The 19,178-nt window shown below is 33.2% G+C and carries 19 protein-coding genes; 12 read left to right on the forward strand and 7 right to left on the reverse strand.

Going from position 1 to position 19,178, the window contains the following annotated elements; genetic code table 11:
- Position 1: 1 nt before the first annotated feature.
- Genes C7447_RS04935 through C7447_RS04965 form a run of 7 tightly spaced genes read right to left on the reverse strand, consistent with a single transcriptional unit; the run spans position 2 to position 5,525 of the window.
- Positions 2-253 (reverse strand): hypothetical protein, encoded by a 252-nt coding sequence (locus C7447_RS04935; protein ID WP_148869322.1) that lies wholly within the window; start codon positions 251-253, stop codon positions 2-4.
- Between the two features lie 2 nt (positions 254-255).
- Positions 256-990 carry a nitroreductase family protein gene (locus tag C7447_RS04940; protein ID WP_148869324.1) on the reverse strand — a complete coding sequence of 245 codons (735 nt, stop codon included), beginning with the start codon at positions 988-990 and terminating at the stop codon, positions 256-258.
- A 19-nt stretch (positions 991-1,009) separates the two neighbouring features.
- Positions 1,010-2,383, reverse strand: a complete 1,374-nt coding sequence (locus tag C7447_RS04945; protein ID WP_148869326.1) for an aldehyde dehydrogenase — start codon at positions 2,381-2,383, stop codon at positions 1,010-1,012.
- A 4-nt stretch (positions 2,384-2,387) separates the two neighbouring features.
- On the reverse strand, positions 2,388-3,419 hold the full coding sequence (locus C7447_RS04950; RefSeq protein WP_148869328.1) for an alkane 1-monooxygenase: 1,032 nt from the start codon (positions 3,417-3,419) through the stop codon (positions 2,388-2,390).
- 32 nt (positions 3,420-3,451) lie between these two features.
- The gene (locus C7447_RS04955; protein WP_148869330.1) at positions 3,452-4,138 is read right to left on the reverse strand and encodes an RluA family pseudouridine synthase; all 687 of its coding nucleotides are present in this window, start codon (positions 4,136-4,138) and stop codon (positions 3,452-3,454) included.
- 6 nt (positions 4,139-4,144) lie between these two features.
- Complete coding sequence (gene yihA, locus C7447_RS04960; RefSeq protein ID WP_148869332.1) at positions 4,145-4,756, reverse strand: ribosome biogenesis GTP-binding protein YihA/YsxC; 612 nt, start codon at positions 4,754-4,756, stop codon at positions 4,145-4,147.
- Between the two features lie 4 nt (positions 4,757-4,760).
- On the reverse strand, positions 4,761-5,525 hold the full coding sequence (locus tag C7447_RS04965; RefSeq protein ID WP_148869334.1) for an alpha/beta fold hydrolase: 765 nt from the start codon (positions 5,523-5,525) through the stop codon (positions 4,761-4,763).
- Positions 5,526-5,727: 202 nt separating this feature from the next.
- Between C7447_RS04965 and mraZ the strand changes: the two genes are divergently transcribed.
- The 12 genes from mraZ to ftsA are packed head-to-tail and all read left to right on the forward strand — an operon-like array spanning position 5,728 to position 19,160.
- Positions 5,728-6,195: a division/cell wall cluster transcriptional repressor MraZ gene (mraZ, locus tag C7447_RS04970; protein WP_148869336.1), complete on the forward strand. Its 468-nt coding sequence runs from the start codon at positions 5,728-5,730 to the stop codon at positions 6,193-6,195.
- On the forward strand, positions 6,182-7,078 hold the full coding sequence (gene rsmH, locus C7447_RS04975; protein ID WP_148869338.1) for a 16S rRNA (cytosine(1402)-N(4))-methyltransferase RsmH: 897 nt from the start codon (positions 6,182-6,184) through the stop codon (positions 7,076-7,078). Before mraZ ends, rsmH begins: the two co-directional genes overlap by 14 nt.
- A 1-nt stretch (position 7,079) precedes the next feature.
- Complete coding sequence (locus C7447_RS04980; protein ID WP_148869340.1) at positions 7,080-7,406, forward strand: FtsL-like putative cell division protein; 327 nt, start codon at positions 7,080-7,082, stop codon at positions 7,404-7,406.
- Between the two features lie 57 nt (positions 7,407-7,463).
- Positions 7,464-9,425, forward strand: a complete 1,962-nt coding sequence (locus tag C7447_RS04985) for a penicillin-binding protein (RefSeq protein WP_148869504.1) — start codon at positions 7,464-7,466, stop codon at positions 9,423-9,425.
- Positions 9,426-10,892, forward strand: coding sequence for a UDP-N-acetylmuramoyl-L-alanyl-D-glutamate--2,6-diaminopimelate ligase (locus C7447_RS04990; protein ID WP_148869342.1), 1,467 nt, complete (start codon positions 9,426-9,428; stop codon positions 10,890-10,892).
- 3 nt (positions 10,893-10,895) lie between these two features.
- Positions 10,896-12,122, forward strand: coding sequence for a phospho-N-acetylmuramoyl-pentapeptide-transferase (gene mraY, locus C7447_RS04995; RefSeq protein WP_148869344.1), 1,227 nt, complete (start codon positions 10,896-10,898; stop codon positions 12,120-12,122).
- Positions 12,122-13,456: a UDP-N-acetylmuramoyl-L-alanine--D-glutamate ligase gene (murD, locus tag C7447_RS05000; RefSeq protein WP_148869346.1), complete on the forward strand. Its 1,335-nt coding sequence runs from the start codon at positions 12,122-12,124 to the stop codon at positions 13,454-13,456. Before mraY ends, murD begins: the two co-directional genes overlap by 1 nt.
- A 28-nt stretch (positions 13,457-13,484) precedes the next feature.
- Positions 13,485-14,675 (forward strand): FtsW/RodA/SpoVE family cell cycle protein, encoded by a 1,191-nt coding sequence (locus C7447_RS05005; RefSeq protein WP_148869348.1) that lies wholly within the window; start codon positions 13,485-13,487, stop codon positions 14,673-14,675.
- On the forward strand, positions 14,659-15,750 hold the full coding sequence (gene murG, locus C7447_RS05010; RefSeq protein WP_148869350.1) for an undecaprenyldiphospho-muramoylpentapeptide beta-N-acetylglucosaminyltransferase: 1,092 nt from the start codon (positions 14,659-14,661) through the stop codon (positions 15,748-15,750). Before C7447_RS05005 ends, murG begins: the two co-directional genes overlap by 17 nt.
- On the forward strand, positions 15,750-17,096 hold the full coding sequence (gene murC, locus C7447_RS05015; protein ID WP_148869352.1) for a UDP-N-acetylmuramate--L-alanine ligase: 1,347 nt from the start codon (positions 15,750-15,752) through the stop codon (positions 17,094-17,096). The genes murG and murC overlap by 1 nt, the downstream gene beginning before the upstream one ends.
- On the forward strand, positions 17,096-17,836 hold the full coding sequence (locus C7447_RS05020; RefSeq protein ID WP_148869354.1) for a cell division protein FtsQ/DivIB: 741 nt from the start codon (positions 17,096-17,098) through the stop codon (positions 17,834-17,836). Before murC ends, C7447_RS05020 begins: the two co-directional genes overlap by 1 nt.
- Positions 17,823-19,160: a cell division protein FtsA gene (gene ftsA, locus C7447_RS05025; protein ID WP_148869356.1), complete on the forward strand. Its 1,338-nt coding sequence runs from the start codon at positions 17,823-17,825 to the stop codon at positions 19,158-19,160. Before C7447_RS05020 ends, ftsA begins: the two co-directional genes overlap by 14 nt.
- The last annotated feature ends 18 nt before the right edge of the window (positions 19,161-19,178 follow it).

Here is a 19,178-nt window from a genome sequence, read left to right on the forward strand (position 1 = left end):
TTTAACTACAAATAGCAATAGAAAGAATCGTTACTGCAAAGATAAAAACTCCTCCAATTATTTTATTGTTGAAGTGATGAGCAAATTCATCATAATGTGTGCTATTTTTTTCAGGTCCGAACAAATATTCTGAATATTTGAATTTTGGCTTGTTGAAAATAGTTCTCCAAATTGAACCATAAAACCACCGTATAGTCCCACCTACGAAGTTTAGAATTGCTTCAAAAATTACGAAAAGAAAAAAATCTTCCAATACTAAACCTCCTTATAAACCTCTTCAAAAGGGATTCTAAAACGTTCGCCGTATACGCCTTCGGGTTTACGAATTCCGCAAGAAATAATCATATTTATTTCCGCAGAAAAAGGGAGTCCTAATACGTTTTTTACGCGGCAAGTATCCGAACCTTCCATAGGGCAAGTATCATAACCAATTGCAGCCATACTTATCATAAAGTTTTGCGCAGCCAAACCTGCACTTTTATGTGCAACAATTCTCATGTCGCTATTGCGTACTTGTCGGTAAATAGGTCTAAACATTCCAGTGATACTCACCAGTAAAAATTTTAACCAACCAAAAATCCCGAAGAAATCAGCATAGGTGAACGGAATTAATTTTCCGTAGTAGTTTCTTACCATTTTTTCTCTACTGCTTTGTTTAGATTTAGGGTTGTTTTTGCCATAAAGACCATCCATAAATTCTAAATTAGCTTTGGCGCGTTTACTCCATAAATCTTTTCGAACAACTACAATTACCAGTTGCTGCGCAGTTTTTGCAGCATTTTGGTTAAAACACATCGGAGCAATTTTTTCAAGAATATCTTTTGAAGTGATATGGTAAAACTCCCAAAGTTGCATATTACTGCTATTAGGCGCTAAAGTAGCTTGTTCGATACACTTTTTTACTACGGATGTTTCTATAGGCTTTTCAGCATCATAAATTCTTACGGAACGACGAAAGTTAATTGCCTCCGAAACGGTTTTTTCTTGCATATTTAAGTTGTTAAGGGATTTATCCAAACTTCATTAAGGTTCGTAACATTTTCATTTTTCCTTTGTAAGGAGCGTATCTAGTGGTAATATCCAGCCAATTATAGCGTTTTACAACTCCTTTTTTATGCGAAAAAGTATCAAAAGTTCGTTTTCCGTGGTAACCACCAATTCCACTTTCACCAACACCACCAAAAGGTAATCTGTGATTTGCAAAATGAACCGTAGTATCATTAATAGTTCCGCCACCAAACGAGTGTTTTTGTATTATTTTTTTAGCGAAATCATTTCTAGTAGTAAAAACATATAAAGCCAAAGGTTTTTCATATTTACTGATAATGGTATCGATTTCACTTTCATCAGCATATGAAATTACAGGAGAAATAGGTCCGAAAATCTCATCCTTCATTACTTCACTATCTAAACTTGGTTCGTCAACAAGTGTTGGCGATATATAACAGTCCTCTCGATCAACTTTACCACCAATAATAAATTTTTCATTTTCAAGTAATGATGCTAGTCGATCAAAATTTCGAGTATTAACAATACGTGGGTAATCTTTTGATGCTTGTGGGTCATCTCCATAAGCATTGTATAATTCAGCTTTAAATACTTCAACAAATTTTTCTTTGATCGATTTATGAATCAACCAATAATCGGGAGCAATACACGTTTGACCTGCATTGATAAATTTACCCCAAACTAAGCGTTTTGCGGCTAGTTTTATGTTAGCAGTTTTGTCAATAACACAAGGATTTTTTCCACCTAATTCTAGGGTAACTGGCGTCATATATTCAGCAGCTGCTTTAGCTACAATTTTACCCACTTTTACACTTCCGGTAAAGAAAATATAATCCCAACGTCTTGCTAATAGTTCTTGCGAAACTTCTACACCACCTTCAACAACGGCAACATGGTTTTTATCAAAAACAGTTTCAATTATCTCGCGAGTAACTTTGCTTGTATGTGGAGTTAATTCGGAGGGTTTTAAAATGACGGTATTTCCTGCGGCAACAGCACCAATTAAAGGAGCTAATGCTAATTGATAAGGGTAATTCCATGGCGCAACGATTAATACTCTTCCGTAAGGCTCTTTATAAATTTTTGCCGAAGAAGGAAAGTTTAATAACGATGGAGTTACACGCTCTGGTTTTGCCCATGAGTTCAGTTTTTTAATCGTCATCTTTAATTCTGATAACACAATGCCAGTCTCTGTCATTACGCCTTCATATTCTGATTTTTTGAAGTCATTATGTAATGCTTTTAAAATATCATCTTCTCGTTTTATCAGTTCTTTTTTTAATCGCTGTAAACATGCTTTTCTGAAAGAAATATCTTTGGTTTGTTGTGTTGCAAAAAACTCTTTTTGCGATTGCACAAGTTGAGAAATAGTCATAAAATTAAATTTCTTGTATTTTTTTATTCATCATTTTAAACCATAATGGTGGTATTAAAGAAAGTAACATCATTCCTGGGTAGCCTGTTGGCATTTGAGGGCTATCGGGTAACGATTTTAAAATTTGATAATGTTTACTTCCGTTATAATGATGATCTGAATGACGCGATAAATTAAATAATACTAATTTACCAATTACATGATTTGAGTTCCACGAGTGGTTGTGTTTAACGCGTTCGTATCTGCCATGTTTATTTTGAGTTCTTAACAAACCGTAATGTTCTATATAGTTTATAGTTTCTAGCAATAAAATACCCAGTGTTGCTGCCGCTAAAAAAGCAAGAACACCTTTCCATCCAAAGAAAAAATAAATTCCACCTACCAAAGTAAGATTACAAAAAGTGTAAATTAACATTCTGTTTTGATAATGAAACCAACTTCTATCAGAGTTTTTTAACCGCTTATTTTCTAGTTTCCATGCTTGAAAATAACTCATAAAATGAGAGCGAAACCAAAAAACATATAAGGGCTCGTTTTTTCGTGCTGTTGCTGCGTCGTTGGGCGTAGCTACATTAAAATGATGGCCTGCATTATGATAAGGTAAAAAATGACTTTCTAAAGAAGTGGTAAGTAAGATTTCTCCTAAAAGTTCATCAAAACGATTATTTCTGTGCCCAAGTTCATGACCAACATTTATACCTATAACACCGCACATAATTCCCATGGCAGAAATTCTTCCGATATAATCTAAGGTTGTTAACCCTGTATCTTGAATTACAAATAAAAACCAAGTTAAAAAACCAACTTGAACAGGTAGTGTTAGGTATAATATGTACGTGTAAAGATTATTGTTTTTTTCAATTTCTTCTTGTTCCTTGTCGAAGTTTTTAGCATCTATGTTAAAGAAAAGATCAGATATCGGTACTATTACAAAAACATAAATAAGAGGTAAAAAGGTAATCCAGCCTGTTGAGGTAAATGAAATATACGCTGTTAGAGGGATGGTGAAAACCAATAAATATTTTAAAGCTTTCATTTATAATAAGTTTGAGAAACTAAATATACGAATTAGTTACAAGCATCCCAAATAGGGTCGCTAGGGAGAGGAGCAATTATTTTAATTTCCTCTTTGTTTACAGGGTGTATAAAGTTTATTTTTCTTGCATGAAGATGTATGCTTCCGTCTTTATTACTTCTTGAGGCACCATATTTTAAATCACCTTTTATATGAGCGCCAATTGATGAGAGTTGGCAACGAATTTGGTGATGACGACCCGTTTCCAAATCAATTTCTAATAAAGAATAATTGTCGAGTTTTTTGAGGATTTGATAATGTAAAACTGAACGTTTACTTCCTTCAATTTCTTTTTGAAAAGCGGTTGATTTATTATTCTTTGGATTCTTCTTCAGATAATGAATTAGTGTACCTTTTTCTTTCTTCGGGTGATTTTTCACCACCGTCCAATATGTTTTTTTGATGGTTTTGTCGCGAAGCATTTTGTTAAGACGTTCGAGGGCTTTAGAAGTGCGAGCAAAAATTACAATGCCTGTAGTTGGTCTGTCTAGTCGATGAACGGTTCCGAGAAAAACCTCTCCTGGTTTGTTGTATTTATCTTTAATGTATTCTTTAACAACATCACTCAGAGGTTTGTCGCCAGTTTTGTCTCCTTGAACAATATCGCCAGATCTTTTATTAACAATAATCAGGTGATTGTCTTCGTGTAATATTTGAAGATTTTCTTTGGTAGAATGCATCGATAATTATTTAAAATCGTCTGCGACATCTTTATTTACTTGGTCAATAAAGTTGAGTAATTCATCTCTTCCTATGCTAGTAGAAGATGAGGTTAAAAAATTAGTAGGTTCACTTTCCCAAAACTCAAGTAATTTTTTCTTATAAGAAGCAATTTGTTTGTCTAGTTTTGTGGGAGCTAATTTATCTGATTTGGTAAAAACAATACAAAAAGGGAGGTTATTTTCACCTAAAAATTGCATGAATTCTAAATCTATTTTTTGTGGATCGTGTCTAGAGTCAATTAAGACAAAAGTACAAACCAGTTGTTCTCTTTCCTTAAAATAATTTTCTATAAAATATTGAAAGATGGTTCTCTTCTTTTTAGAAACTTTAGCGTATCCGTATCCTGGTAAATCAACTAAAAACCACTCATCATTTATTTTAAAATGATTAATTAGTTGCGTTTTTCCTGGTTTTCCTGAAGTTTTAGCCAAGTTTTTACGCTCCATTAACATATTAATTAATGAAGATTTCCCAACATTAGAACGTCCAATAAAAGCGTATTCGGGTATTCTGTCTTTTGGTGCATTAGTAACATTGCTGTTACTCATAACAAATTCAGCAGATTTTATCTTCATCTTATTAGATGTTACGTTCTTTTAACCAGTTTTGTAAAACTTCATTAAATTCTTCTGGGTGTTCCATCATAGCGGCATGACCACATTTGTCGATCCAGAATAAATCACTATCGGGTAATAATTTATTAAAATCTTCAGCAACTTCAGGTGGAGTAACTGTATCATTCTTTCCCCAAATTAAACAGGTTGGCTGTTTCATATTAGGTAAATCTTTAGCCATATTATGACGAACAGCACTTTTTGCAATTGCCAAGGTTCTAATCAATGTATTTCTATCATTAATTACATCATAAACTTGATCAACCAGTTCATCAGTAGCAATTGATTTGTCGTAAAAAACTTCTTCAGTTTTGTTACGAACAAAATCTTTGTCTCCTCTTCTTGGGTAATTATTTCCCATAGAGTTTTCGTACAAACCTGAACTACCTGTTAAGACCAATGCAGAAATGTCTTTCGGATAATGTTTTATGTAGTATAAAGCGATATGACCTCCTAAAGAATTACCCAGTAAAACGGCCTCTTCTAAGTTTTTAAACTCAATAAAGTCATGTAAAAATTCAGCTAAGTTTTTTACATTAGTTTTTAATAACGGAAGTGTATACAATGGTAACTCCGGAATTAAAACTTTGTAACCTTTTTGAGAGAAATATTCAAAAGTATCATCAAAATTACTCAAAGCTCCCATTAACCCATGTAATATGATTAATGGCCTACCTTCACCAGCTTCTGCATATGTAAACTTGCCTTCGGTTTTTAAAATTTTTGTCATTCAGTTAATCATTGGCTTAACCGCAAATGTAACTTTTTTTTATTAGATATCAATCTCTTTTAATCTTAGCGATTATCAACAAGAGTAACTTGCTGAGTGTCTTTTAAATACTGTATTTGGAACAACTTATTAACAAAGTGGTAAAAAGTGGTAAAAAGTGGTAAATATTTTATATTTTTGACAACAAACTATATTCTTACAGGTGATAAATCTAATCGGTACATACGAGTGTAAAGCTGATGCTAAAGGGAGGTTGATGGTTTCATCAGCGTTCAAGAAGCAGTTGGCTCCTGTGTTGCAAGATGGTTTTGTTGTTAAGAGGTCTGTGTTTCAGTCTTGTTTAGAGTTGTATCCGATGCAAGAGTGGAATTTGATGATGGCGAAAATTAATAAGCTAAATCGTTTTGTTAAGAAGAATAATGATTTTATTCGAAGATTTACAGCTGGAGTGAAAATGGTAGAAATGGATGCTTCAGGAAGAATATTAATTCCGAAAGATTTATGTGTTTTTGCAGGAATCGAGAAAGAGATTGTTTTATCGAGCGCGGTGAATATTATTGAAATTTGGGATAAAAATAAATATGAGGAAGTAATTGAAGATACAACGTCTGATTTTGCTGAGTTGGCTGAGGAAGTAATGGGAAATTTTGATGTAGATGAATTATCATAATCCAGTATTGTTAAAAGAGAGTGTAGATGCGCTTAATATCAAAGAAGATGGGGTGTATGTGGATGTTACGTTTGGTGGTGGAGGGCATTCTCGAGAAATATTGAGTCGTCTTGGGGAAAAAGGAAAGTTGTTTGCTTTTGATCAGGATCCAGATGCGCAACAAAATAAAATAGAGGATGAGCGTTTTGTGTTGATTGGGGAGAATTTTCGTTTTATTTCAAGGTTTTTGCGTTTTTACGGAATAAAGAAGGTGGATGGTGTTTTGGCTGATCTAGGTGTTTCCTCGCATCAGTTTGATGAAGCGGAAAGGGGGTTTTCGACAAGATTTGATGCTGATTTGGATATGCGAATGAATCAGAAATCTGAATTATCAGCAAAGAAAATTATTAATAAATATGAAGAAAAAGAATTGGCAGATATTCTTTATTTATATGGTGAATTGAGAAATGCTAAAGCGCTTGCGAAAACAATTATAGAGGCAAGAGAAGAGCGAGAGATAAGTACGAGTTTTCAGTTAAAAGAGGTTTTGCAAAGGCATCTTCCGAAAGCAAAGGAGCATAAAATATTAGCGCAAATTTTTCAGGCATTTCGTATAGAGGTAAATGAAGAGTTGGAGGTGTTAAAAGAATTTTTACAGCAGATTCCTGGACTGTTAAATGAAGGGGGTAGGTTGAGTGTGATTTCGTATCATTCTTTGGAAGATAGGTTGGTAAAGAGATTTATACAGTTTGGTTTGTTTGTAGGGGAGCCAGAGAAAGATTTTTATGGAAACATAGATGTTCCACTGAAAAAAGTTGGAAAATTAATTGTTCCAACATTAAAAGAAATAAAAGAGAATAACCGTGCTAGAAGTGCAAAATTAAGAATTGCAACATTAAAATAATATGACGACAAAAACTAGTGGTATATATGATTTGTTACGGGGGAGTTTTCTTACAGACGAGTCTTCTGTGAAAAACTGGCGTATTATCATGTTTGTAGTTGGGTTGTTGTTAATTATGATTTGGAGTGCACATTCGGCAGACGCAAAAGTAGTTCGAATAGCTGAATTGAATAAAGAGAAAAGGGAGTTGCGGGCAGAGTATATAGATACAAGTACTATTTTAATGCGGATGAAATTAGAGAGTAGTGTTCGTAAAAAAGCAAATGAAATAGGATTGGCACCTGCAAAAACACCGCCACAAAAAATAAAAGTAACAAAAAAACGATAAAAATTGACAGCAATAAAAAAAGGCATATTAAACAAGCTCTATGTGGTTACGGTTTTAATGACCCTTTTTTTAATCGTAATTGGAGTTAAGATTTTTGATCTTCAATATTTAAATGGAGATAAATATCGAAAACTAGCTAAAGAAACTACTGTTAAAAATGATACCATTTTTGCGAATCGAGGAAATGTGTATGCTTCTGATGGTAATTTATTGGCAACCTCGATGTCTAAATTCACGATAAGAATGGATGTAGTTGCAGTAGATGATAATGTGTTTGAGAAAAACATTGCTGCTTTGTCCAATGAGTTGTCGAAATTATTAGGTCATTCTTCAAAACACTATCAAAATAAACTTAGAGAGGCTAAAAAAAGCAGGAATCGATATTTGTTAATTGCTCGAAACATTGGGTATAATGACTATTCGAAAATGAAAGAGTTTCCAATTTTTAAATTAGGAGTGTATCGAGGTGGTTTTATTACAGAGCAAAGAACTGTAAGAGCACATCCTATAGGTAAAATTGCAGAAAGAACAATTGGGTATGATGATTATCGTGGAGGAGCAGGGATTGAAGGTGCTTTTGCAAAGTATATGGAAGGTAAAAATGGTTTGCGATTAAAGCAAAAAATTGCCAAAGGACAGTGGAAGCCGATTAATGATGTAAACGAACAAGAGCCAATCGATGGTCGAGACGTAATAACAACGATCGATGTAAACATTCAAGATATTACACATCATGCTTTGCTGAAACAAATGGAATATTTTGAGGCAGATCATGGTTGTGCAGTTGTTATGGAAACAAAAACAGGAGAAATTAAAGCAATATCTAACCTAGGCAGAACTTCTAATGGAAGATATTATGAAAAGCGAAACTATGCAGTTTGGGAGAGTCAAGAGCCAGGTTCTACTTTTAAATTAGCGAGTTTAATGGCGGCTTTAGAAGATAAGGTGATAGATACGTCTACTGTTATTGATACAGAGAAAGGAAGAATATTTATAAATGGCAGGAAGGTAGAAGATAGTGAGTATGGAGGTCATGGTGAAATTTCTATGGCTCGTGTTTTTGAGGTGTCTTCTAATGTAGGAGTCGTTAAGGCAATTCAAAAAAGTTATCATAAAAATCCTGAAAAATTCATCAAAAGGATAAAACAATTTGGATTAGATAAACAAACGGGGGTGAAAATTAAAGGCGAAGGAAGGCCGTTTATTCCTTCGCCAGATAGTGATCGTTGGAGTCCGATAACTTTAGAATGGATGGCTTGGGGGTATGGAGTTTCACTTACGCCATTACAAACATTAACTTTTTATAATGCGGTTGCTAATAATGGTGAAATGGTGCAACCAAGGTTTATAAAAGAATTACGTATTGGAAATAAAGTTGAAAAAAGCTTCGATAAGGTTATTTTAAAGGAAAAAATAGCTTCTCAAGTCACGTTGGATAAAATGAGAAAAGTAATGGAGAATGTTGTTAAAAGAGGAACAGCTAAGGATATTTATTCTCCTAATTTTTCTATGGCAGGAAAAACAGGGACCGCTAAAAAGTGGATTCCTCGACATAAAAATGAAAAAGGAGAAACTATCGCTGGGCATTATTCAAATAGTAGGTATGTGGCTTCTTTTGCTGGCTTTTTTCCAGCTAAAGACCCAGAATATTCATGTATTGTAGTGGTTCACGATCCTAAAAAAGAGAAGGGTTATTATGGGGCAATGGTAGCTGCTCCAATATTCAAAGAAATAGCACAAAAAATATATACAACAACTCCGATTAATAATCAGTCTGTTTCAGATACTATTGCCTTTGCGAGCCTGGATAAAGATTATAATAACTACTATTCAACGTTGCGAAAGTATAAGACAATTATGCCACAGCTTGTTGGTATGAGTGGAATGGATGCGGTTTCATTGTTAGAAAACATGGGGCTAGAGGTGAGGTTTTCAGGCATGGGTAAAGTAACTGAACAATCAGTGAGTAAGGGAGAAAAAGTGCAAAAAGGAGCCGTAATTTATTTAAAACTATCATAGTTGAAGATTTTAAAAGACATATTATATAAAGTTTCAGTTAACACGGTATTTGGAGATACAAATATTGAGGTTAATAAAGTTGTTTTTGATAGTCGAAAGATTAAAGAGAATGGTGTCTTTGTAGCACAGAAAGGTGTGCAGGTTGATGGTCATCAGTTTATTGAAAAAGCTATTGGTTTAGGTGCTACTTCAATTATTTGCGAAGACATTCCTACTGATAAAAAAGAAGGAGTAACCTATATTCAGGTGGAAGATTCTAATATAGCGTTGGCGATTATAGCATCTAATTTTTACGATAACCCATCTTTAAAATTACAGTTAGTTGGGGTTACAGGAACAAACGGAAAAACTACGATTACGACATTGCTTTATAATTTATTTAAAAAAGCAGGGTATAGTGTAGGGTTGTTATCAACTGTGAAAATAATGGTTGATGATATAGAATATAAGGCTACCCATACAACTCCAGATTCATTGGCAATCAATATGTATTTAGATAAAATGATTGATGCTGGTGTTGAGTATTGTTTTATGGAGGTAAGTTCTCATGGTATTCATCAAAAGAGAACAGAAGGATTGCAATTTATAGGAGGGGTTTTTACAAACCTTTCTCACGATCACTTAGATTATCATTCGTCGTTTGCAGAATATAGAGACGTAAAAAAATCATTTTTTGATGGGTTACCAAAATCAGCATTTGCTTTGGTAAATATTGATGATAAAAATGGTAATGTAATGTTGCAGAACACTAGTGCAAAAAAGCAAACTTACGCACTTAAAACTTTAGCAGATTTTAAAGCTAAAATTTTAGAAAAAAGCTTTTCGGGTACGTTGCTTACAATTAATGGGACAGAGGTTTGGACGAAGCTTATAGGGGAATTTAATGCATATAATTTATTAGCGATTTACGGAACTGCTGAACTGCTTGGATTGGAAAAACTAGAGATTCTTAAACTTATAAGTGAGTTAGATAGTGTAAGCGGACGTTTTCAATATATCGTTTCTGAAGATAATATTACAGGGATTGTTGATTATTCTCATACGCCAGATGCATTGAAAAACGTGTTGGAAACAATTAATGATATTCGCACGGGAAATGAAAATGTAATTACAGTTGTGGGTTGTGGAGGTGATAGAGATAAAACAAAACGTCCCAAAATGGCGCACATTGCTTCTCAGTTAAGTAACCAAGCTGTTTTCACTTCTGATAATCCGAGAACAGAAAATCCACAAGTTATTATTGAAGAGATGGAAGCTGGGGTTTCTCCAGAAAACTATAAAAAAACAATATCAATTTTAGATAGAAGACAAGCGATAAAAACGGCTTGTAAATTAGCGCAGGCAGGAGATATTATTTTGATTGCAGGAAAAGGCCACGAAAACTATCAAGAAATTAACGGAGAAAGACATCATTTTGATGATTTGGAAGAAATAACCCACTGTTTTAATCAACTAAAAAACTCATAAAAAATGCTGTATTATTTATTTCAATATTTAGAAAATGAATTTCATTTAACAGGAGCGAGTGTGTTTCAGTTTATCACATTTCGTTCGGCAATGGCATTCATTTTATCCTTGTTGATTTCAATGGTGTTTGGTAAAAGAATTATCAACTATTTACAAAAGCAACAGGTTGGAGAAAGTATTCGGGATTTAGGTTTGGTAGGGCAAGTACAGAAAGCAGGAACACCAACAATGGGAGGAGTTATTATTATTATGGCGACTTTAATTCCTGTGTTATTATTAGCTAGGTTAGAAAATATTTACATCATTATTTTATTGATAACTACTGTTTGGATGGGGCTAATTGGTTTTGCTGATGATTACATAAAAGTATTTAAGAAAGATAAAGCAGGCTTAAAAGGAATTTTTAAAGTAGTTGGTCAGGTAGGATTAGGATTAATAGTTGGGTCTATGCTTTATTTTCATCCAGATGTAATTATAAAAGAGCAATTACCAAAAGGGGAACAAATTGTTCAGCAAGATGGAAAAATAAAAGTATTTGGAGATGAGCATAAATCGATGAAAACGACAGTTCCTTTTTTAAAAGATAATGAGTTAGACTACGCTAAAGCGGTGAGTTTTTTAGGAGATGATTATGAAGATTATGCTTGGTTGATTTTCATTCCAGTTGTAATTTTTATCATCACGGCGGTATCAAACGGAGCTAATTTAACGGATGGTATAGATGGTTTGGCAGCGGGTTCATCTGCAATAATGGTAGTGGCTCTGGCAGTTTTTGCTTGGGTTTCTGGGAATATCATTTTTGCTGATTATTTAGATGTAATGTACATCCCGAAGTCTGGAGAAATGGTGGTGTTTATTTTAGCATTTGCAGGAGCATTAATAGGTTTTTTGTGGTATAATACATTTCCTGCGCAAGTTTTTATGGGAGATACAGGAAGTTTGACAATTGGAGGTATCATAGCGGTAATTGCCATTGCTATTCGAAAAGAATTATTGTTACCTGTGCTGGCCGGAATTTTTGTTGTTGAAAATTTATCAGTGGTGTTGCAGGTAGGATATTTCAAATACACAAAAAATAAATATGGTGAAGGGCGACGCATTTTTAAAATGTCACCACTACATCATCATTATCAAAAGTTAAAGTATCATGAAAGTAAAATTGTAACCCGTTTTTGGATTGTAGGAATTCTATTAGCAGTATTGGCAATCGTAACTCTTAAGTTGAGATAATGAAACGATTGGTGATTCTTGGGGGTGGAGAGAGCGGTATAGGAACTGCGATTCTAGGAAAACAAAAAGGTTATGAAGTCTTTGTTTCAGACAAAGGAAATATAGCGGAAAAATATAAAAAAGTTCTTATACAGAAGAGGATTGATTTTGAGGAAAATCAGCATACAGAAAATAAAATATTCAATGCTGATGTGGTTATGAAAAGTCCAGGAATCCCTGACAAAGTTAAGTTGATTCAAGAGCTGATTTCAAAAGGAATAAAAGTTATTTCTGAAATAGAATTTGCGTCAGAGTATACAGAGGCAATAATTATAGGAATTACAGGGTCAAACGGTAAAACAACCACCACAATGTTAACGCATCATATTTTAAAAAAGGCGGGGTTGAATATTGGAGTTGGTGGAAATATAGGAGATAGTTTTGCACAACAAGTAGCAGAAAAATCGTACGATGGTTATGTGTTAGAGTTGAGTAGTTTTCAATTAGATGGAATAGAGAATTTTAGACCTCATATTGCGATAATTACCAATATAACACCCGATCATTTAGACCGATATGAATATGATTTTGAAAAATACATAGCTTCAAAATTCAGGATTACAAAAAATCAAACAAAGGAAGATTTTTTGATATATGATGCAGATGATGAAGTGATTAATAATTGGATCAAAAAGAACCCGATAAAAGCAAAATTAGTTCCATTTTCAATTGAGAAAAAATTAGAATACGGAGCTTTTTTAAAAGGAGATAAAATAATAACGAGATTAAATACAGAAGAATATATAATGAGTATTTCTAAACTAACATTACAAGGTAAGCACAATACGAAAAATGCAATGGCATCTACGTTAGCCTCACAATTATTGAAGGTAAGAAACCAAACAATTGCTGAGAGCTTATCTGATTTTGAGGGAGCAGAACATCGTTTAGAAAAAGTGTTAAAGGTGAACGGTGTTGAATATATAAATGATAGTAAAGCAACAAATGTAAATGCAACATTTTATGCTTTAGAATGTATGGATAACCCTACAATATGGATTGTTGGGGGAGTTGATAAAGGGAATGATTATTCAGATTTGATGCCGCTAGTTCGTGAAAAAGTAAAAGCAATAGTGTGTCTGGGTTTAGATAACCAAAAAATTATAGAAACATTTCAAAACGTAGTGGATATAATTGTTGAAACAGCTGGTGCAGAAGAAGCTGTAAAAGTAGCTCATAAAATTGCGCAAAAAGGTGATGCAGTATTGTTGTCGCCAGCATGTGCAAGTTTCGATTTGTTTGAAAATTATGAAGATAGAGGGCGAAAATTTAAAGAAGCTGTTAGAAATATTTAAAAAATAAACAAAGTTTTATAAATCTAAAATGAAACATATTTTTCAACATATAAAAGGAGATAGAGCTATTTGGGCAATAGTTACCGTTTTAGCAATATTTTCATTTATGCCAGTATATAGTGCTAGCACAAACTTGGTATATGTTGTGGGTAATGGGTCTACATTTGGTTATTTAATAAAACACATTGTGTTGTTAATTGTTGGTTTTCTAATTATTTATGGGACACATAAAATACCGTATCGTTATTTTAGTGGTGGCTCTGTCCTATTCTTACCTATTGTTGTTTTATTATTGATTATAACCATAGCTCAAGGAACAACGATTGGAGGAGCAAATGCAAGTAGGTGGATACATATTCCGTTTGTGGGAGTTGGGTTTCAAACATCAACCTTAGCAGGTTTGGTATTGATGGTGTATGTGGCCAGATACTTAGCTAAAAATAAAGAAAAGGAAATTCTATTTAAAGAAAGTTTATTTCAGTTATGGTTACCTGTAGGGGTGATTTTAATATTGATTTTACCTGCGAACTTTTCTACAACAGCAATAATGTTTAGTATGATTTTATTGTTGACTTTTATAGGTGGTTATCCTTTAAAATATATAGGCTATATAGTAGGTATGGGAGTATTTTCTTTGGCTTTTTTTGTTTTAGTAGCTAAGGCTTTTCCAGATGCAATGCCAAATCGTATAAACACGTGGCAAAGTAGAATTGAAAATTTTAGTAATTCTGACGGGGCAGAAAATTATCAAGTAGAAAAAGCTAAGATAGCTATTGCAACAGGAGGTGTAGCAGGAAAAGGACCAGGAAAAAGTGTTCAAAAGAACTTTTTACCACAGTCTTCATCCGATTTTATTTATGCAATTATTATAGAAGAATATGGTTTAATGGGAGCTTTAATGGTGATTTTTATATACTTTTTATTGCTTTTCAGGATTTTAATAACAGCAAAAAAATCAACTACCATTTTTGCAACATTGTTAGTGGTGGGTGTTGGGCTGCCAATTATTTTTCAAGCGATGATAAATATGGCTGTGGCAGTGAATTTATTTCCTGTAACAGGACAAACATTGCCGCTTATTAGTAGTGGAGGAACTTCCATTTGGATGACGTGTTTTGCATTGGGTATGATTTTGAGTGTAAGCGCGTCTAAAAATGAGACAGAAGAAACAATTTTAGATGATAACCCTTTAGATATTTTACATGAAGCAATCGATTAATGTTATTATAAGTGGAGGAGGAACTGGCGGACATATATATCCGGCAATTGCTATTGCGAACGAAATAAAGTTACGTTACTCGGGAGCAGAAATTTTATTTGTTGGAGCAAAAGATAAAATGGAGATGGAGAAAGTTCCACAAGCGGGATATGAAATTAAAGGGTTGTGGATTTCAGGAATTCAAAGAAAATTAACATTAAGTAATTTGATGTTTCCTTTTAAGCTGATGAGTAGCTTGTGGAGTGCTAATAAGATTATAAATAAGTTTAAACCAGATGTTGCTATTGGAACTGGAGGATTTGCAAGCGGACCAACATTGATGATGGCGAATAAAAAAGGAATTCCGACATTAATTCAAGAGCAAAATTCATATCCAGGAATTACGAATAAATTATTAGCAAAAAAAGCAGGAAAAATATGTGTGGCATACGATAACTTAGAACGTTTTTTTTCTTCGAATAAAATTATAAAAACAGGAAACCCTGTACGACAGGATTTATTATTTATTCATTCGAAAGATAAGGATGGAAAAGATTTTTTTAAGCTGGACGCTAAAAAGAAAACGGTATTAATTATTGGAGGAAGTTTAGGAGCAAGAAAAGTAAATCAATTAATAGAAACTCAATTAGACTTTTTTAAGAAGCAAGGAGTTCAGATTATATGGCAATGCGGAAAATTATATTTTGAAGAATATAAAAAGTATAATAAGTTAGAGAATGTACAAGTACATGAATTTTTAAATCGAATGGATTATGCGTATGCAGCTGCAGATTTTATTGTTTCGCGTGCAGGAGCAAGTTCGGTGTCAGAACTTTGTATTGTTGGTAAGCCAACCATTTTTATACCATCGCCTAATGTAGCAGAAGACCATCAAACAAAAAATGCAAAATCTATCGTAGACAAACATGCGGCTTTAATGATTAAAGAAAGTGAGTTAGATACTTTTCCGATTGTATTTGAAACATTGGTGAAAGATAAGGGTAAACAAGAAAGTCTGTCAGAAAATATTAAAGGATTGGCACTACCTAATGCCACAAGTGATATTGTAAACGAGATAGAAAAATTAATTAGTTAGTGAATTTAAATAAGATACATAGTATTTATTTTGTAGGTATCGGTGGCATCGGTATGAGCGCTATTGCTCGTTATTTTTCTGTAAACGGTAAAAAGGTTGCGGGTTATGATAAAACACCGTCATCCATTACAGAAGGGTTACAAAATATTGATATAGAAATTCACTTCGAAGATGATGTTAAAAACATCCCTATTTCATTCTTAGATAAAGAAAACACTTTGGTAGTGTATACACCTGCGGTACCTAAAGGTCATTCAGAATTAAATTATTTCATTCAAAATAACTTTACTGTTTTAAAGCGTGCAGAAATTTTAGGAAGAATTACCGAAAGCACCTTTTGTTTGGCTGTCGCAGGAACTCATGGTAAAACAACAACGTCATCTATTTTAGGTCATATTATGCAGCCTTCAAAAGCAACAGCTTTTTTAGGAGGTATAGCAGAAAATTATAATTCAAATTTAATCCTAGGAGAAGACAAAGTTTCTGTTGTTGAAGCGGATGAGTTCGATCGTTCATTTTTACAGTTATCACCAAATATTGCATGTATAACCTCTATGGATGCAGATCATTTAGATATTTATGGTGAGCATGAAGCGCTAAAACAATCGTTTATAGAGTTTTCTAATAAAGTTTCTAATACACTAATTGTAGCAAAAGGAATTCCGTTAAAAGGATTAACTTATGCGATTGAGGAAGAGGCAAGCTATAAAGTATTTAATTTAAAAATAGATAAAGGAACTTACTATTTTGATGTTCAAACTCCAACATCTGTAATTAAAAATATTGAATTTAATTTACCAGGGAAGCATAATATTATGAATGCGCTTGCAGCATTGGCTATGGCAGATGTGTATGGAATTTCCTTAGAGGAAATAAAAAAGCGTTTAGCAACTTTTAAAGGTGTACAACGTAGATTTTCATACAAGATAAAATCAGACAAAGTAGTTTTAATTGATGATTATGCACATCATCCAACAGAAATAAATGCCGTAGAGAATTCGGTGCGAGAAATGTATCCGAAAGAAAAAGTAGTGGTAGTATTTCAGCCACATTTATTTAGCAGAACTAGAGATTTTGCGGATGAGTTTGCAGCAGCATTGTCAAAGTTTGACGAGGTTATTTTGTTAGACATTTATCCAGCAAGAGAGTTGCCAATAAAAGGAGTTAGTTCCTCTTGGTTATTAGATAAAATTGATTTAAAAAATAAACAATTATCAACCAAAGAAAGATTGGTGAATAATGTTTCCAAATCTTCTGCAAAAATTGTAGTTATGTTGGGTGCTGGTGATATTGGTTTGTTAGTTAATGATGTTAAAGATGCATTAGAAAAAGAATATAATTTGTAATGAAGAAAATATTAACATATCTGCTTTTTCCTTTATTGGTAGGATTGTTGTTGTTTTTATATGGCTTTTCTTTACATAGAAATCAACAAAAAAAGGTTGAAAGAATTGAAGTGCAATTTGAAGCGGGAGTGAATCCTTTTTTAACACATGAGTCGGTTAATAAATTGTTAATACAAAATAATGCACCAGTTAAAAATCAACCAAAAAGTGTTATAGATTTACATGAATTAGAAAAGATTGTATCAGTAAATCCTTATGTAGAAAAAGCTTCTGTTTTTTTAACGCCAGAAGGATTGTTAAAAACACACATCAAACAACGGGAACCTTTTGCGCGTATAATCACTAAAAAAGAAGTGTATTATCTTGATAAGTATGGGGTTAAAGTTCCTTTGTCAGCAAATTATTCGGCGAGAGTTCCGTTAATTTTAGGTGTAGAATCCTCTGAAGATATTAAAGAAATAACGCAATTAGTTACGTTGTTTTCGAGAGATGAATTCTTGAAAAAAGAAGTCGTTGGCGTGCAAAAATTAAAAACCGATGAGTACGTTTTTGACGTTCGAAGTGGGGATTATAAAATTTATTTCGGAAAGTTTATCGAAGTTGATGAAAAAATTAAAAAATTGAAAGCGTTTTATAACAAAGCTTTGTTAGACAATACAATTCATAACTATAAAATAATAAATGTAAAGTATCACAACCAAGTTGTGTGCACAAAACAAAATCAGGATGGAAAACAATAAAATAGCAGTTGGTTTAGACATTGGTACTACCAAGATTGTTGCCATGATTGGACGCAAAAATGAATACGGGAAAATAGAAGTTCTTGGTATTGGTAAAGCGAAAAGTTTAGGTGTAAAGCGAGGTGTGGTAAATAATATTACTCAAACCATTCAATCGATTCAACAAGCTGTTGATGAGGCAGAAAGTGTATCGGGTCAAAAAATAAATGATGTTGTTGTGGGTATTGCAGGACAACACATTCGTAGTTTACATCATAGCGATTATATTACACGATCAAATGCAGATGAAGTTATAAAGGCTGATGATATTGATAATTTAGTGAATCAAGTACATAAATTAGTAATGCTTCCTGGAGAAGAAATTATTCATGTATTGCCACAGGAATTTAAAGTAGATAGCCAACCGGATATTAAAGAGCCAGTAGGAATGTATGGTGGCAGACTAGAGGCTAATTTTCATGTAGTAGTTGGTCAAGTTTCCTCGATTAGAAATATTGGGAGATGTGTAAAAAGTGCGGGTTTAAATTTGGCAGATATTACGTTAGAGCCGTTGGCATCAGCTTCCGCAGTATTAAGTAGAGAAGAAAAAGAGGCTGGTGTAGCTTTAATTGATATAGGAGGTGGTACAACAGATTTAGCCATTTTTAAAGACGGAATTATTCGTCACACAGCGGTGATTCCTTTCGGTGGAAATGTAATTACGGAAGATATTAAAGAAGGTTGTTCAATCATCGAGAAGCAAGCAGAATTATTAAAAGTCAAATTTGGTTCTGCATGGCCAGGAGAAAATAAGGAAACAGAGATTGTTTCGATTCCAGGATTAAGAGGAAGAGAACCTAAAGAAATCACTTTAAAAAATCTTTCAAAAATTATTCATGCAAGAGTGCAAGAAATTATAGAACACGTGTATTTAGAGATTAAGAACTACGGACACGAAACTCAAAAAGGAAAATTGATTGCAGGAATTGTATTAACAGGTGGTGGTTCTCAATTAAAGCACCTTCGTCAGTTGGTAGAATATATTACTGGAATGGATGCTAGAATTGGTTATCCAAACGAGCATTTAGCTGGTGATAGTGATGATAATTTATCTAGTCCATCATATGCAACTGCTGTTGGTTTGTTAATGGAAGGATTAAATAAGCAAACTAAAGAATCTTTTATTGAAGAAAAAGTTTTAATTAAAGAAAAAGAAGAAATAGTTGTTGAAGATGATAATCAAAAAGTAGAAGAAAAAAGAGTATATCAACAAAAACCAAAAAATAAGTCGTTTTTCGAAAAATTTACAGAACGATTTAAAGAGTTTTTAGATAATGCAGAATAAAATAAGTCCTAATTAATC

The organism is Tenacibaculum adriaticum, from assembly GCF_008124875.1.
GTDB classification, from domain to species: domain Bacteria; phylum Bacteroidota; class Bacteroidia; order Flavobacteriales; family Flavobacteriaceae; genus Polaribacter; species Polaribacter adriaticus.